The sequence below is a fragment of the Brevundimonas sp. genome, from assembly GCF_044239655.1.
In the GTDB taxonomy this organism is placed as follows: Bacteria; Pseudomonadota; Alphaproteobacteria; order Caulobacterales; family Caulobacteraceae; genus Brevundimonas.
Window position 1 is genome coordinate 1 of sequence record NZ_JBIIAY010000026.1, and the last position, 13,663, is coordinate 13,663.

Below are 13,663 nucleotides of genomic sequence, written 5' to 3' on the forward strand. Positions count from 1 at the left end.
CTTCTACAATCCCCGCCGCCTGCACTCGTCACTGGGCTACATCAGCCCCGCCGAGGCCGAACGCAGAGCGGCTTAACCCCGTCCACTTTTGCGGGGGAAGATCAAGCGGTAGTGACCCCACTCCCGCCCGGTCTCCCGGGCTCGTTTCGGTAGGGGCGCGATTAAGCGCTCCAGCCAAGATGGAGCCTGACCGATGTCCTCGCAACTCAAGTTCAAACCGCCGGCCGAGACCAGAGCCGCGCCGCCGCCCACCAAGCTCGACGCCCTGATCGCGCTGCTCCAGCGCCCCGAGGGCGCGACCATGCCGGCAATGATCGCCGCCACCGGCTGGCAGGCGCATTCGATCCGGGGTGCCATGGCCGGCGCGCTTAGAAAGAAAGGCCATGCCGCGACCAGCGAAAAGGCCGAGGGCGGCCGGGTCTGGCGGATCGCTGGTAAGGACGCCGGCTGATGGAGGAGGTTCGCGAGCTGCTGACGCGGCTGGACGCCATGGGCGTCGATGACTTGCGAGCCCTGTGGAGGGAGCGGCTCGGCGAGCCGCCCCTGGTCCGGTCGCCCGACATCCTGCGCCGCGCCCTGGCTGAGGCGCTGCAGATGAAGGCCGCCGGCCATGGCGTCTCATCGCCAGATCGTCGATTGGCCAGCGCGGCGGCTCGGCATCGCTTGGGCCATAAGCCCACGGTGCGGACGGCCTCGTTCAAGCCCGGCTCGACCCTGGTGCGGGAATGGCAAGGCCGGCGCATCGAGGTTGAGGTCGTGCGTGACGGCTTCGTTTGGAATGGCGAGAAGCACGCCAGCCTCTCCAAGGTGGCCAGGCTCATCACGGGGGTTCGCTGGAATGGCCCTCGCTTCTTTGGCCTGAGGGAGACCGAAGCCGCATGAAACCCGCCGGTCGCCCCATCCGCTGCGCCATCTATACCAGGAAGAGCACCGAGGAGGGGCTGGAGCAGGACTACAACTCGCTCCACGCCCAACGCGACGCCTGCGCCGCCTACGTCCTGTCCCAAGCCGGGGAGGGGTGGACCGCCTTGCCCGAGGTCTACGACGACGGCGGGTTCAGCGGTGGCAACATGGAACGACCGGTGCTCAGGCGACTCATGGCCGACGTCGGGGCAGGCCTGGTCGACGTGGTGGTGGTCTACAAGGTGGACCGCCTGACCCGGGCCCTGACTGACTTTTCCAGGATCGTCGACGTGCTCGACAAGGCGGGCGCCAGCTTCGTCAGCGTCACCCAGGCCTTCAACACCACCACTTCCATGGGCCGGCTGACCCTCAACGTGCTCTTGTCCTTCGCCCAGTTCGAGCGCGAGGTGACCGGCGAGCGCATCCGCGACAAGATCGCGGCGTCCAAGAAGCTGGGCATGTGGATGGGGGGAGGCCTTCCGCTCGGCTACGACGCCGCCGGCCGCACCCTCACCATCAACGAGGAAGAGGCCAAGACTGTGCGCTGGGTCTTCCAGCGCTACCTGGAACTGGGATCGACCCACAAGGTCGTGGCTGAGCTCGCCAAGGCCGGTGTGGTGACCAAGCGGACCGTCAGCAAGGCCGGCGTGGCTCGTGGCGGCATCCCGATCCAGCGGGGCCCGCTGTTCCACATGCTCAAAAACCGCACCTACGTTGGCGAGATCCCGCACAAGGATAAGAGCTACCCCGGCCAGCATCCGGCGATCATCGAGCGAGAACTGTTCGACGCCGTCCAGGCCCTGCTGGTCGAGAATGATCGCAAGGTTCGCAGCCCCGGCGAAGCGCGTCGGCCGTATAAGGGCGCGCCGCTGATGGGTCTGCTGTTCGACAGCGCCGGCACGCCGATGTCTCCGGTCAAGGTCCAGAAGCCCAACAAGCCCAGCTACCACTACTACGTCTCCACGGCGGTCACGACCGGGCGGCTGGACCGGGCAGGAGCCGTCTCACGGATCTCGGCACCGCTGATCGAGGACATCGTCGCCAGGCGACTTGGCGATCTGAGGGTCATCGACAGCCGCGCGCTGACGCCGGACTGGACCTTGGTTCGGGACGTGATCGACCGCGTCGAAATCGACTCCGAAAAAGTGACCATCATCTTCGACCAGGAACGCCTCGACATCGCAACGCGGGACTTGAAGCCCGAGCACCGAGTCGCCGTCGAGCGCCTGAGCCGACGCAGTGACCAACCCACGACCGAGATCAGTGTCAGGCTCATGCGGCGCGGCGGCACCATGGTCGCGGTGGGGCCGCATGGAACAGCGGCCGTGTCCTCGACGAGAGTCGACCGCGCCCTAACTGCCGCCCTCATTAGGGCCGAGTCGTGGAAGCGGCGTCTGCTTGCTGGTGAGGTCGAGAACCTCAGCGCGATCGCCCAGGCCGAAAACCTCTCGAGCCCGTTCGTCCGACGGCTGATCCGACCAGCCTTCCTGGCCCCCGATTTGAAGGCCGCGATCATCGATGGCTGTCAGCCGATCGGGCTGACGCTTGAGGCTCTGACCCGCGAGGAGCTGCCGCTGGATTGGGCCGAGCAGAGACGTCTCTACGCCGCCTAGCGATCTTGCCTGTTCCGGCGATCCCTTTCCCTGATACGTGAAAAATATTCCCTGATCGGTCCGGGAATATTCCCTGTTCCGTCACGGGAATTTAGTTGAGGCCCCCCCCAAACCCAGTCGTGGCGGGCGTCTGCGCCGTTCTAGGCGTCGCTTCGACGAGCGAAATGTCACGCGTTTTCCCTGTACTTCCCTGTTATCAGCGATGCGCCGGACACGGCAAAGCGACCCGTCTCCGCGTTGACGGAGACGGGCGCGCGAAAGCCGAGGGATCAGGGAGGAATGGACGCAGGCGGAGACGGAACATGTGTCTCCGGTCTCGGACAAGTCGCGGTAATGTCGGGGTGTTTTCGCGGGTATCTGGGACCCGTCAGGTTCGGCCAAGGGCGGTGGCGGAGAGGGTGGGATTCGAACCCACGGTACCCTTCCAGGCACGCCGCATTTCGAGTGCGGTACATTCGACCACTCTGCCACCTCTCCGCGGGGCCGTTAGTACGCTTGGTCGAGCGAGGGGCCTACCTAATGGGGCGGGGGCGTCGCCGCAAGCGGGTTCGTATCCTTTTTTGGTCAACGTTGGGCGGGGAGGGCGAGGCCGGGGGCCTGGCCGTCCCGGGCGTCGGTGCCGGTGAAGCGGAACAGCTCGGCCGGGCGGCCGCCGGTGCCGGTCGAAAGGCGGCCCGTGGGCTCGACCAGGCCGGTGCGTTCCACGCCGCGCCGGAAATTCTGCTTGTGCAGGGTGAGGCCCGCCACGGCTTCGGCCGCCGCCTGGAGTTCGGACAGGGTGAAGGCACCGTCGATCAGCTCGAACAGGACCGGTCGGTACTTCAGCTTGGAACGCAACCGGCCGAGGCCTGTGGCCAGGATACGGCGGTGATCGGACACCATGGCGCGGCCGGGAAAGGCATCGGTGGCACCGGCTGACGTCGCACCGTCACGCAGGGCCTCGGGGACGAGGCCGGCTTCGTAGAGGAGTTCGTAGCGCTCCAGCACGCGTTCCTCGTTCCAGCGCAGGGTGTCGCCCAGGGCGAACAGGCTTTCAGCGCGGGCCGGACGACGCGGGTCGGCAGAGGTCCAGGCGGCCAGGGCGTCGGGGATGGCGGGGTCGGGCTGGGTACGGCGGTCCTCCCACGGGAAGATGTCGTAGAGCGGCGTCCAGCGGGCGTCGGCGAGCGAGGCGGTGGCGGCGTCGCGGGTCAGGGCCAGGTAGCCGACACTGATCTCGCGCTGGCGTTCGGGCCCCGGGGTCGGGCGGGGCGAGGCGCGGCCAGCGTCGCCGAAGGTGTAGAGCTGCTCGACGAAGCCGGGGCGAAAGCCGGTCTGGGCGGTTACGAAGGCACGCAGCGACAGCTCGAAGGTCCGGTCGTTGGCGGGGTCGAACGGGCCGAAGGGCAGGGCGATCTCGCCGCCCTCTCCCGACTGGTCCGGCGAAGTCGTGGTCAGGACGCAGAGCCGGCGATCGCGAACGGCCATGACCACGGCCGACAGGCCGATGCGGACGCCGTGTTCTCCGCCGAACGACACCGGCGCTATTCCGTGTGCCAGGCGTCGGGGGCGGGGATCAGGCCGACGGCCTCGGCCAGGACGCGGTAGCGTTCGAGGTAGCGGGCCTGGGCGACGGGGGCGGGCAGGGGTTCGATGACGAGGTCATAGCCCGGCGGGGGGCTGCCGAAGATCTTGAGGGATTCGGCGCGGTCGAAGCCGGCCAGCTGGGTCGCTTCGAAAAAGGCGCAGGCCCGATCGGCCTTCTTGATCAGGGTCTTGATCGGTGGCGGGGATTTGGGCGGCAGGCCGAAGCGGACGTGGATGGCGTCCTCGAGCCGGGCCTCGAAGCCCTTGTAGTTCATGCCCAGCGCCGCCTTGAAGGGCGAGATCATGTCGCCGATGACGTATTCGGAGGCGTCGTGGAGCAGGGCGGCGAGGCGCCATTTCGGCTCCAGCCCCGGCCTGATGTGGGCGGCGATCTCTTCGACGACGCAGGAGTGCTGGGCGACCGAGAAGGCGTGTTCGCCGATGGTCTGGCCGTTCCAGCGGGCGACGCGGGCCAGGCCGTGGGCGATGTCCTCGATCTCGATGTCGAGCGGCGAGGGGTCGAGCAGGTCGAGGCGGCGGCCCGACAGCATCCGCTGCCAGGCGCGAGGGGCCTTGTTCGAGGGTTTCAGCGACGGCGGGGCCAAGTTGGAGAGTTCCTGTGGTTGGCCGGTCAGGTGACCCATCCCGTCGTGGCGATCAAGTGTGCGATGACGTCTGGCCGCGTCATTCCCCGACGTTGAGGGCGACGAGGTCTTTGGCATTATCGAAGACGTCGTCGGATCGGCGCTCGCGGACGCGAACGGTCGCGACGACGATCGGCCCGCCGCGAGGACCGCGCGCCTCGTAGCCGACCATGCGCCAGCCGGCGTCCGAGGGGCTGTTGTCGTTCAGGCGCCAGGTCTGGCGCGTCGCCTCGCCCGGAGCGCTCGACCGGAACTCGGCGGCGTTGTCGACGGCGTGGATACTGACCGCCTCTTCGGTCGATGAACCGGGAGCACGCCCCGTACCCGAGATGCGGGCCTGGCTGTCGTCGGCGCGGATGGTAAAGCCGCCGATGCGGACATTCGCCTTGTCGCCGTCGGCATCGACCTGAATGCCGGGCAGGCTGACCCGGGCCCGGTCCCCCTCGGCGTCGATCTGCATGCCGGGGGCCGAGATGTGGGCGGAGTCACCGCTAGAGGTCGTTTCGGCGGAGGCCGCCTGGGCCGTGGCGTCGGCGCGAGCCGCCTCGGCGTCGGCCCGGGCGGCCTCGGCATCGGCGCGAGCCACCTCGGCGTCGGACTGGGCCGCTGCCGCCGCCAGCTGGGCGGTCGTGCGGGGCATGGATTGGGACAGCAAGGTCTCGAACCGCTTCAGGACGGTATCGATGGGGTCGTCGCCGAGCTGGACCAGGTGCAGCGACACCTCGGCTCCGCGCGGGCCGGCGTAGGTGCAGACCGTGCCGTCGGCCTGGGCCGAGCCCTTGCGGGTCAGGGAGCCCAGGGTGTCGGGGCATTGCAGGGCGTCGATGACCTTGAGCACGCCCTTGGCCTCGGTGCTGGACCGGGTCGAGGAGATGCGCACCCCGTCATCGCAGGCCGCGATCAGGGTGACGGCCCCCACACAGGAGGCCAGGAGCGCAAGGCGCGATGGCAGGGTCGGTCTCATGAGATCATCATGCGCTCTGGTCGCGCGTATTCCAGTGAAATCGCGGTAATCGCCGTGACGAAACCTGTCCGACACGGTGTTCGGATTGACCGGCTCAGGTTCCGGGGCGGGACCCTTCGCGACGGGTCAGGAAGGCCAGACGCTCGAACAGGTGGACGTCCTGTTCGTTCTTGAGCAGGGCGCCGTGCAGGGGCGGGATCAGCTTGTTCGGGGTCTTTTCGCGCAGGGTTTCGGGATCGATGTCCTCGACCAGCAGCAGTTTCAGCCAGTCGAGCAGTTCGGAGGTCGAGGGCTTCTTCTTCAACCCCGGCGTGTCGCGGATTTCGTAGAAGGTCCGAAGCGCCTCCGACACCAGCCGGCCCTTGATGCCAGGGAAATGGACCTCGACGATGGCCTTCATGGTCTCGTCGTCGGGGAAGCGGATATAGTGGAAGAAGCAGCGGCGCAGGAAGGCGTCGGGCAGTTCCTTTTCGTTGTTGGAGGTGATGACCACGACCGGGCGGACGGCAGCGCGGATGGTTTCGCCGGTTTCCTGGACGAAGAACTCCATCCGGTCGAGTTCCTGGAGCAGGTCGTTGGGAAACTCGATGTCGGCCTTGTCGATCTCGTCGATCAGCAGGACGGGGCGGACCGGCGAGGTAAAGGCCTCCCACAGCTTGCCGGGCTTCAGATAGTTGCGGACGTCGTGCACGCGTTCCTCGCCGAGCTGTGAGTCCCGCAGGCGGCTGACGGCGTCGTATTCATAGAGGCCGTTGTGGGCCTTGGTCGTGGACTTGATGTGCCAGGTGATGAGCGGGGCGTTCAGGGCCTTGGCCATCTCATAGGCCAGGACCGTCTTGCCGGTGCCGGGCTCGCCCTTGATCAGCAGGGGCCGTTCCAGGGCGACGGCGGCGTTGACCGCGATCTTCAGGTCCTGGGTGGCGATATAGTTCGAGGTGCCCTCGAACCGTTCGGTCGGCCGCGACATCGGATGCTCCGTGGTGTTCGCGATGACGCCTAGCGAAGGCGGTGCGGGTTAACAACGATAAGGTTGGGCGGTGACGATATCACTCCCGAGGCGTCGACCTGTCCCACGGCCAGGGTTGGCGGCGCTTGTCCTCGATTTGGGCGCGCAGGCGGTTCAGCCGTGCGGCGAGTTCGTCGCGCAGACGTTCGACCTCGACCGGATCGAACGCCTCGTTCGTGTCGTCGGTTCGGCGGGGTTTCAGTCGGGCCATGTGTCTCTTTCAGACATGGGAGGGATAGGGTTCAGGCAAGGGACTTCGCCCTCACGCGATCTCTCGCTGAAGTTATGGGAAGAGCCGGCGGAGCGTCCGGGCCTTCGCCCGGAATAGGGGTAGTGATTACCGTTTCGGCGAAAGACAGACGCTCCGCGTATGTGGTTTTCCGGGAGCTGTACGGCTCGGTCTCCCGAACCAGCGGGGGTATTAACCCCTTGCCGCTACCGCGCCCCCGGCGGGAAGGTGATGCCCTTGCAGCATCATCCCCTGAACGATCCGACTCTCTGCGCCAGACCCTTTGCACGATCGGCGACATCGCCCCCGATCCCCCGGGCGCCGCGCCCAGCCTCCCGAGGGACGCCGGCTTCGGAGCTCGCCAGGGCTGACCGGAGACGAGGCCTCGACCGCCCCGCTCCACACACCCCCGCCGCAACAAGATCGCAAGGCCTTGCGCCCTTCCCCGCGACGGGACGAAGAGCAGTATAGCCGCGTGGGATACCTAGGCGGGTTTGAAGGGGTCAGAAATCTGCAATCCGTTGAGGGGCAAGGGATTGGACGGCTGAAGTTCGCAAGTTGGAGGTGCTGGACGAGCCAAATCCTTCCCCCCTTGCGGGGGAAGGTGGCAGCCGAAGGCTGACGGATGAGGGGTCACACGGTTGGCTAGAGTGGGTTGAAAGAGCGTCGAGGCCCAAGGTCAGCGTGACCCCTCATCCGACTTCGCTTCGCTCAGCCACCTTCTCCCGCAAGGGGAGAAGGGCAGTGGTCCAGGAACCCCCGTCACCCCCCGTAACCGTCCGTGGCTTGCCTAATGGGGCCGGAGCGACGAAATACCGGTCATGGTCACCCTGATCGACACATTGACGAAGACTCCGGCGGAGCTGCGGCATCCCGAAAAGCAGAACCGGCCGGAGACGGCGGTGCTGAGGAAGCCCGACTGGCTGAGGGTCAAGGCACCGGGATCGGGGCAGTATAACGCCACCAAATCCATCGTGCGCGACAAGGGGCTGGTCACCGTCTGCGAGGAAGCGGCGTGCCCGAACATCGGCGAGTGCTGGAGCCAGAAGCACGCGACCCTGATGATCATGGGCGACACCTGCACGCGGGCCTGCGCCTTCTGCAACGTCAAGACGGGCCTGCCGCAGCCACTGGACCCGGAAGAGCCGGGCAAGGTCGGGTTGGCGGTGTCGCAGCTGGGGCTGAACCATGTGGTGATCACCTCGGTGGACCGGGATGATGTCGCCGACGGCGGCGCGGCCCATTTCGCGGAGGTCGTGCGCCAGATCCGGTTGCAGGCACCGAACACCACGATCGAGATCCTGACGCCCGACTTTCTGCGCAAAGACGGGGCGGCGGAGGTCATGATCGATGCGACCCCGGACGTGTTCAACCACAACCTGGAAACCGTGCCGCGGCTCTATCTGAAGATCCGGCCCGGCGCGCGATACTTCCATTCCCTGCGCCTGTTGCAGATGGTCAAGGAGCGCGATCCGAACCAGTTCACCAAGTCCGGCATCATGGTCGGCCTGGGCGAGACCAAGGAAGAGGTCATGCAGGTGATGGACGACATGCGCTCGGCCGGCGTCGACTTCATCACCATCGGCCAATACCTGCAGCCGACCCGGAAACACGCCGCCATCGACCGGTTCGTGACGCCCGAAGAGTTCAAGGCCTATGAGGCCATCGCCCGGGCCAAGGGCTTCCTGATGGTGTCGTCGTCGCCTCTGACGCGGTCGTCGCACCATGCGGGGGATGATTTCGCGCGGTTGAAGGCGGCGCGGGAAGGTCAGAACCGGCGTTGATCCCGGCTCTTCGCTTCGCTCCGGCCGGGATGACAAGGCATCGCGTCTGATGGCCGTCCATCGTGTGACCCGCATCCTGCCCTATACCCCGCAGCAGCTTGCCGAGCTGGTGGCGGATATCGGGTCGTATCCGCAGTTCGTGAAATGGGTCAGCGCCATGCGGACCTGGAATGCGCGCGAGGAGGCGCCCGGGGTCGATCTGGTCGATGCGGAGGCGCAGGTGGGGTTTTCGTTCCTGAAGGAGCGGTTCTCGACCTGGGTGCGGCATGACAGGAACCTGCCGCGGGTTGAGGTCGGGTTGATCCGGGGCCCGTTCAAGCATCTGAAGAACCGATGGGATTTCCATGCGATTCCAGAGGGAACGCGGCTGGAGTTCATGATCGACTTCGCCTTCAGGAGCCCGATCCTGAACGCCATGCTGCACGCTAATTTCGATCTGGCCGTCGGCAAGCTGATCGCCAGTTTCGAGGCCGAGGCGGCGCGGCGGTATGGGACGAAGACATGACAGCCTTTGACTTCGACGCGGTCGTGGTGGGGGCGGGGGCCGTGGGCCTGGCCTGCGGGCGGGCGTTGTCGAAGCGGGGGCTGACGGTGTTGGTGCTCGAAAAGGAAGGCCATATCGGCCAGGGGGTGTCGTCGCGGAACAGCGAGGTCATCCACGGCGGGCTCTATTATCCGATCGGATCGCTGAAGGCGCGGTTCTGCGTCGAGGGGCGGCGGGCTCTGTACACCTATCTGGACAGCCGCAAGATCGACCATCGCAAATGCGGCAAGCTGGTCGTGGCCACCAATGCGGACGAGGTGGCGTCGATCGAGGCGATCTTCGCGCGGGCGGTGGCCAACGGTGTCGAGGGGCTGGAGCATCTGACCGGCGAACAGGCGCGGGGGCTGGAGCCGGCGCTGAACGCCCATGCGGCCATCCTGTCCCCCGAGAGCGGCATCTTCGCCAGCCATGATTACATGCTGGCCCTGCAAGGCGAGATCGAGGACGCTGGCGGGTCGGTCGTGGTCAATACGCCGTTCGAGCGGGCCGAAGCGCTGCCGGGCGGCGGGTTCACCGTCACCGCCGGCGGTGAGGGCGGTGCGGTCGTGACGACGTGGCTGCTGGTCACCGCGCCGGGGCTGTCGTCACAGGACGTGGCGGGGCGGATCGAGCGGTTTCCCGCCGACCGCATCCCCAGGGGCCATTTCGGCAAGGGGGTCTATTTCCGGCTGACGGGCAAGGCGCCGTTCGAGCGGCTGATCTATCCGCCGCCGATCGCGGGCGCTCTGGGCACCCACTACCGCAAGGATCTGGGCGGGCAGGCGGTGTTCGGGCCGGACCTGGAGTATGTCGAGACCGAGGACTATTCGGTCGATCCGGCCAAGGCCGAGGGGTTCGCGACCTATATCCGGCGGTTCTGGCCGGGGCTGCCTGAGGGGGCGTTGACGCCCGACTATGCGGGTATCCGGCCCAAGCTGCATGGGGCGGGGGAGACGCAGTCGGACTTCCAGCTGGACGGCGAGGAGGTCCACGGCCTGCCGGGGCTGATGGCGCTGTTCGGGATCGAGAGCCCGGGGCTGACCAGTTCGCTGGCCATCGGCGAGGCGGTGGCGGACGCCTTGACCCAGAGCGGGAGGTGATGATCCCCACCGAGCGGCTGGTGCTGCGCCATGCGGAGCCGGGCGATCTGGACGACCTCCATGCCATCCTCTCCAATCCCGTCGCCATGCGCTGGTGGTCGACCCTGCCGCACCGGAGCCTGGACCAGACGCGGGCCTGGCTGAACGACATGATCGCGGGCAATGCCGAGGGCAGCGACGACTATGTCATCGAACGCGACGGTGTGGCGATCGGCAAGGTCGGCTTCTATCGGCTGCCGGACGTCGGCTATATCCTGCACCCCGACCACTGGGGGCAGGGGCTGGCTCGGGAAGCGGTGGGGGCGGCGGTGGACCATGTCTTCGCGCATCGGCCGGTCGATCGACTGACCGCCGACGTCGATCCCGAGAACGCGGCCTCCATCCGATTGCTGAAAAAGCTCGGTTTCGTCGGTACGGGGTCGGCCGAGCGGACGTGGAATATCGGAGGCGCGTGGAAGGACAGTCTGTACTTCGGCCTGGACCGGGAGACGTGGAGCCGGCGCTAGCGAGAGGGCCACATCGCCATCATGGCGAGGCTGGCCGCCAACCACAGCAGGGGCAGCAAGGCGGTGATCCAGGCGGTGCGATGACGGCGCAGGCCATAGGCGATCCAGCCGCCGATCACGCACAGGACCATGACGATCGGCAGGCTGAGGTTGATCAGGGCGTAGGTATTGGCCCAGGCCATGTCCGTCGTCGTGGTCGAGGCCATCACGGACATCATGCCCCAGAACAGGGCGAGCGGCGCGGCCAGAACGGTGAAGACCGAATCAAGGATCAGGAAGAGCTTCAGTCTGGCCCGACCGGGAATGACCGGGGCGGTGGCGTCGGCGGGCATGGGAGGCTTCCCTTCAATGACAGTCGGGATCGGAACGCAAATCGGCGGTCAAAAGATGCCGCCCGAGCGGCCTTGATATCGGCGACCCTTTCGGGCATAAGCCCCCGCTCGCAAGGCGGCTCAGACATGGGCCGCCGCTTGTTTTTCGCGTCCAGCCGGACGCCGAGCCCTAAAAGATTGAGACGGACATGGCTGTTCCGAAGCGCAAAGTATCGCCCTCGCGTCGCAACATGCGCCGCGCCCACGACGCCCTGGGTACCAACGCCTACACCGAGGACAAGGACACGGGCGAGCTGCGTCGTTCGCACCACATCGACCTGAAGACCGGCACCTATCGCGGCCGCCAGGTCCTGACGCCCAAGGAAGACTAGGTCTCCTTCAGGCGGCTTTTTCGTCATTGATGACGGCGCGCGATGGCTTCGCGCGCCGTTTTCGTGCGTTGTGAGGGGATCGTTCGCTGCCGAAGAGTTCCCTCATGATGCGTCTCGCCTGTCTCGCCCCGCTTGCCGTCCTGGCGCTTGCCGCCTGTGAACAGGCCCAGGAGCCTGCGTCCGCGCCGCCGGTGGCCGGTGCGCCTGCGGCACCCGTAACGCCCGCACCTGCCGCTGATCCGAATGTGCTGACGGCCGAGGGGATGGGGCCGGTGCGGATCGGAATGACGACGGCCGAGGTGACCGCCGCCTGGGGCACCGACGCCAATCCAGACGCGGTTGGTGGTGCCGAGCTCGAGGTCTGCGACGAATACCATCCCGCCAATGCCCCGGCGGGCGTGCGGGTCATGATCGAGGAGGGCCGGCTGACCCGGATCGCGGCAAGCCGGGACGCGACGGTCAAGACCGATCGTGGCTTCGGCGTCGGCGACAGCGCGACCGCGATCAAACAGGCCTATGGCGGCGCCGTCATCGCCCAGCCGCACAAATACCAGGATGCGCCGGCCGAGGATCTGTTCGCCTGGAGCCGGGGTGGTTCGACCAACTATGTGCAGGATCCGGCGGCCCGGGGCGTCCGCTATGAGATCGGGTCGGACGGCAAGGTGATGACGGTGATGGCGGGCGGTCCGTCGATCCAGCTGGTCGAGGGCTGCAGCTAAAGACCACGCCGTTCCTTGAAGTCCGGGGCCGTCGCGGGCTAAACGCTGGGGCACACCTCCAAGCCAGAGCGCCCCATGACCGACATCGCCGACATCGTCGCCCGCCAGATCCTCGACAGCCGGGGCAACCCGACGGTGGAAGTGGACGTGACCCTGGACGACGGCTCGTTCGGCCGGGCGGCGGTGCCGTCGGGGGCATCCACCGGCGCCCACGAGGCGGTCGAACTGCGTGACGGCGACAAGAGCGTCTGGGGCGGCAAGGGCGTGATGAAGGCGGTCGACGCCGTCAACGGCGAGATCTTCGATGCCCTGTCGGGCATGGACGCCGAGGATCAGCGCCGCATCGACGACGCCCTGATCACTCTGGACGGCACCGACAACAAGGCGCGTCTGGGGGCCAATGCGATCCTGGGCGTGTCGCTGGCGGTGGCCAAGGCCAGCGCCATCTCGGCCGGTCTGCCGCTGCACCGCTATATCGGCGGCGTATCCGCGCGCGTGCTGCCGACGCCGATGATGAACATCATCAACGGCGGGATGCATGCCGACAATCCGATCGACATCCAGGAGTTCATGATCCTGCCGACCGGGGCCGAGAGCTTTTCCGAGGCCCTGCGGATGGGGTCGGAAATCTTCCACGCCCTGAAGAAGCAGCTGAAGGATGCGGGCCACAACACCAACGTCGGCGACGAGGGCGGCTTCGCCCCCAACCTGGCCTCGGCCGAGGAGGCGCTGAGCTTCATCACCAAGGCGGGGCAGGCGGCAGGCTATCTGGCGGGCGAGGACTTCCACCTGGGCCTGGACGTCGCCTCGACCGAGTTCTTCAAGAACGGCAAGTACGAACTGACCGGCGAGGGCAAGTCGCTGGATCAGGACGGGATGGTCGGATACTTGGCCGACCTGTGTGAGCGGTTCCCGATCGTCTCGATCGAGGACGGCTGTTCGGAAGACGATTTCGAGGGCTGGAAGATGCTGACCGAGCGCCTCGGCGACCGGATCCAGCTCGTCGGCGACGATCTGTTCGTCACCAACCCTGCCCGTCTGGCGGCCGGCATCGGCGAGGGGCTGGCCAACTCCATCCTGATCAAGGTCAACCAGATCGGCACCTTGTCGGAGACGCTGGACGCCGTCGATATGGCCAACCGCGCGGGCTATACCTCGGTGATGAGCCACCGGTCGGGCGAGACCGAGGATTCGACCATCGCCGACCTGGCCGTCGCCACCAACTGCGGACAGATCAAGACGGGTTCGCTGGCCCGGTCGGACCGGACGGCCAAGTACAACCAGCTGCTGCGTATCGAAGAGATGCTGGGCGACCAGGGCGCCTACTTCGGCGACGGAATGCTGTTGAAATAACAGGGTTAACGCGGGCAAGAGGTACGGCTCAGCTAGGTTTTGTTAGGCAT

Annotated in this window: 16 protein-coding genes and 1 tRNA gene; 10 read left to right on the forward strand and 7 right to left on the reverse strand. The window is 66.7% G+C overall.

Translation table 11 applies throughout. From position 1 onward, the window contains the following. The first annotated feature begins 193 nt into the window (after window positions 1–193). The 3 genes from ACILQR_RS05300 to ACILQR_RS05310 are packed head-to-tail and all read left to right on the forward strand — an operon-like array spanning window position 194 to window position 2,516. Window positions 194–451, forward strand: a complete 258-nt coding sequence (locus ACILQR_RS05300; RefSeq protein WP_395650439.1) for a DUF3489 domain-containing protein — start codon at window positions 194–196, stop codon at window positions 449–451. Then, on the forward strand, window positions 451–882 hold the full coding sequence (locus ACILQR_RS05305; RefSeq protein WP_395650440.1) for a DUF2924 domain-containing protein: 432 nt from the start codon (window positions 451–453) through the stop codon (window positions 880–882). The genes ACILQR_RS05300 and ACILQR_RS05305 overlap by 1 nt, the downstream gene beginning before the upstream one ends. After that, window positions 879–2,516, forward strand: coding sequence for a recombinase family protein (locus ACILQR_RS05310; protein WP_395650441.1), 1,638 nt, complete (start codon window positions 879–881; stop codon window positions 2,514–2,516). The genes ACILQR_RS05305 and ACILQR_RS05310 overlap by 4 nt, the downstream gene beginning before the upstream one ends. A gap of 387 nt (window positions 2,517–2,903) precedes the next feature. Here ACILQR_RS05310 and ACILQR_RS05315 read toward each other — a convergent pair. From ACILQR_RS05315 to ACILQR_RS05340, 6 genes are all read right to left on the reverse strand, one after another. Next, window positions 2,904–2,993, reverse strand: a tRNA-Ser gene (locus ACILQR_RS05315). A gap of 87 nt (window positions 2,994–3,080) precedes the next feature. Then, a complete protein-coding gene (locus ACILQR_RS05320) occupies window positions 3,081–4,034 on the reverse strand; it encodes an NrtR DNA-binding winged helix domain-containing protein (RefSeq protein WP_395650442.1) in 954 nt (317 codons plus the stop codon). A 5-nt stretch (window positions 4,035–4,039) separates the two neighbouring features. After that, window positions 4,040–4,633: a YfbR-like 5'-deoxynucleotidase gene (locus tag ACILQR_RS05325; RefSeq protein ID WP_395650468.1), complete on the reverse strand. Its 594-nt coding sequence runs from the start codon at window positions 4,631–4,633 to the stop codon at window positions 4,040–4,042. A 133-nt stretch (window positions 4,634–4,766) separates the two neighbouring features. Further along, complete coding sequence (locus ACILQR_RS05330) at window positions 4,767–5,690, reverse strand: methyltransferase type 11 (RefSeq protein ID WP_395650443.1); 924 nt, start codon at window positions 5,688–5,690, stop codon at window positions 4,767–4,769. Between the two features lie 94 nt (window positions 5,691–5,784). Continuing rightward, window positions 5,785–6,657: an AAA family ATPase gene (locus tag ACILQR_RS05335; protein ID WP_395650444.1), complete on the reverse strand. Its 873-nt coding sequence runs from the start codon at window positions 6,655–6,657 to the stop codon at window positions 5,785–5,787. A 79-nt stretch (window positions 6,658–6,736) separates the two neighbouring features. After that, window positions 6,737–6,907, reverse strand: a complete 171-nt coding sequence (locus ACILQR_RS05340) for a hypothetical protein (RefSeq protein WP_395650445.1) — start codon at window positions 6,905–6,907, stop codon at window positions 6,737–6,739. An 839-nt stretch (window positions 6,908–7,746) separates the two neighbouring features. Here ACILQR_RS05340 and lipA point away from each other — a divergent pair. The 4 genes from lipA to ACILQR_RS05360 are packed head-to-tail and all read left to right on the forward strand — an operon-like array spanning window position 7,747 to window position 10,838. Then, a complete protein-coding gene (gene lipA / locus ACILQR_RS05345; RefSeq protein WP_395650446.1) occupies window positions 7,747–8,709 on the forward strand; it encodes a lipoyl synthase in 963 nt (320 codons plus the stop codon). Window positions 8,710–8,758: 49 nt separating this feature from the next. Further along, window positions 8,759–9,214: a type II toxin-antitoxin system RatA family toxin gene (locus ACILQR_RS05350; protein WP_395650447.1), complete on the forward strand. Its 456-nt coding sequence runs from the start codon at window positions 8,759–8,761 to the stop codon at window positions 9,212–9,214. Continuing rightward, window positions 9,211–10,332 carry an NAD(P)/FAD-dependent oxidoreductase gene (locus ACILQR_RS05355; protein WP_395650448.1) on the forward strand — a complete coding sequence of 374 codons (1,122 nt, stop codon included), beginning with the start codon at window positions 9,211–9,213 and terminating at the stop codon, window positions 10,330–10,332. The genes ACILQR_RS05350 and ACILQR_RS05355 overlap by 4 nt, the downstream gene beginning before the upstream one ends. Next, window positions 10,332–10,838, forward strand: a complete 507-nt coding sequence (locus tag ACILQR_RS05360; protein ID WP_395650469.1) for a GNAT family N-acetyltransferase — start codon at window positions 10,332–10,334, stop codon at window positions 10,836–10,838. The genes ACILQR_RS05355 and ACILQR_RS05360 overlap by 1 nt, the downstream gene beginning before the upstream one ends. Here ACILQR_RS05360 and ACILQR_RS05365 read toward each other — a convergent pair. Beyond that, window positions 10,835–11,170 (reverse strand): hypothetical protein, encoded by a 336-nt coding sequence (locus tag ACILQR_RS05365; RefSeq protein WP_395650449.1) that lies wholly within the window; start codon window positions 11,168–11,170, stop codon window positions 10,835–10,837. The two genes, ACILQR_RS05360 and ACILQR_RS05365, sit on opposite strands and share 4 nt — an antisense overlap. A gap of 188 nt (window positions 11,171–11,358) precedes the next feature. On the opposite strand from ACILQR_RS05365, the gene rpmF reads away from it, so the two are divergent. From rpmF to eno, 3 genes are all read left to right on the forward strand, one after another. After that, window positions 11,359–11,541, forward strand: a complete 183-nt coding sequence (gene rpmF, locus ACILQR_RS05370) for a 50S ribosomal protein L32 (protein ID WP_168048533.1) — start codon at window positions 11,359–11,361, stop codon at window positions 11,539–11,541. 104 nt (window positions 11,542–11,645) lie between these two features. Beyond that, entirely contained in the window at window positions 11,646–12,260 is a 615-nt protein-coding gene (locus ACILQR_RS05375; protein WP_395650450.1) for a hypothetical protein, read from the forward strand. A 75-nt stretch (window positions 12,261–12,335) separates the two neighbouring features. After that, complete coding sequence (gene eno / locus ACILQR_RS05380) at window positions 12,336–13,613, forward strand: phosphopyruvate hydratase (RefSeq protein WP_395650451.1); 1,278 nt, start codon at window positions 12,336–12,338, stop codon at window positions 13,611–13,613. The last annotated feature ends 50 nt before the right edge of the window (window positions 13,614–13,663 follow it).

Coding starts and splice junctions, on each gene's coding strand:
- lipA (WP_395650446.1), top strand. CDS start 7,747: ATGGTCACCCTGATCGACACATTGACGAAGACTCCGGCGGAGCTGCGG.
- rpmF (WP_168048533.1), top strand. CDS start 11,359: ATGGCTGTTCCGAAGCGCAAAGTATCGCCCTCGCGTCGCAACATGCGC.
- ACILQR_RS05365 (WP_395650449.1), bottom strand. CDS start 11,170: ATGCCCGCCGACGCCACCGCCCCGGTCATTCCCGGTCGGGCCAGACTG.
- ACILQR_RS05360 (WP_395650469.1), top strand. CDS start 10,332: ATGATCCCCACCGAGCGGCTGGTGCTGCGCCATGCGGAGCCGGGCGAT.
- ACILQR_RS05340 (WP_395650445.1), bottom strand. CDS start 6,907: ATGGCCCGACTGAAACCCCGCCGAACCGACGACACGAACGAGGCGTTC.
- ACILQR_RS05330 (WP_395650443.1), bottom strand. CDS start 5,690: ATGAGACCGACCCTGCCATCGCGCCTTGCGCTCCTGGCCTCCTGTGTG.
- ACILQR_RS05335 (WP_395650444.1), bottom strand. CDS start 6,657: ATGTCGCGGCCGACCGAACGGTTCGAGGGCACCTCGAACTATATCGCC.
- ACILQR_RS05300 (WP_395650439.1), top strand. CDS start 194: ATGTCCTCGCAACTCAAGTTCAAACCGCCGGCCGAGACCAGAGCCGCG.
- ACILQR_RS05305 (WP_395650440.1), top strand. CDS start 451: ATGGAGGAGGTTCGCGAGCTGCTGACGCGGCTGGACGCCATGGGCGTC.
- ACILQR_RS05325 (WP_395650468.1), bottom strand. CDS start 4,633: ATGCTGTCGGGCCGCCGCCTCGACCTGCTCGACCCCTCGCCGCTCGAC.
- ACILQR_RS05375 (WP_395650450.1), top strand. CDS start 11,646: ATGATGCGTCTCGCCTGTCTCGCCCCGCTTGCCGTCCTGGCGCTTGCC.
- ACILQR_RS05350 (WP_395650447.1), top strand. CDS start 8,759: ATGGCCGTCCATCGTGTGACCCGCATCCTGCCCTATACCCCGCAGCAG.
- ACILQR_RS05355 (WP_395650448.1), top strand. CDS start 9,211: ATGACAGCCTTTGACTTCGACGCGGTCGTGGTGGGGGCGGGGGCCGTG.
- eno (WP_395650451.1), top strand. CDS start 12,336: ATGACCGACATCGCCGACATCGTCGCCCGCCAGATCCTCGACAGCCGG.
- ACILQR_RS05310 (WP_395650441.1), top strand. CDS start 879: ATGAAACCCGCCGGTCGCCCCATCCGCTGCGCCATCTATACCAGGAAG.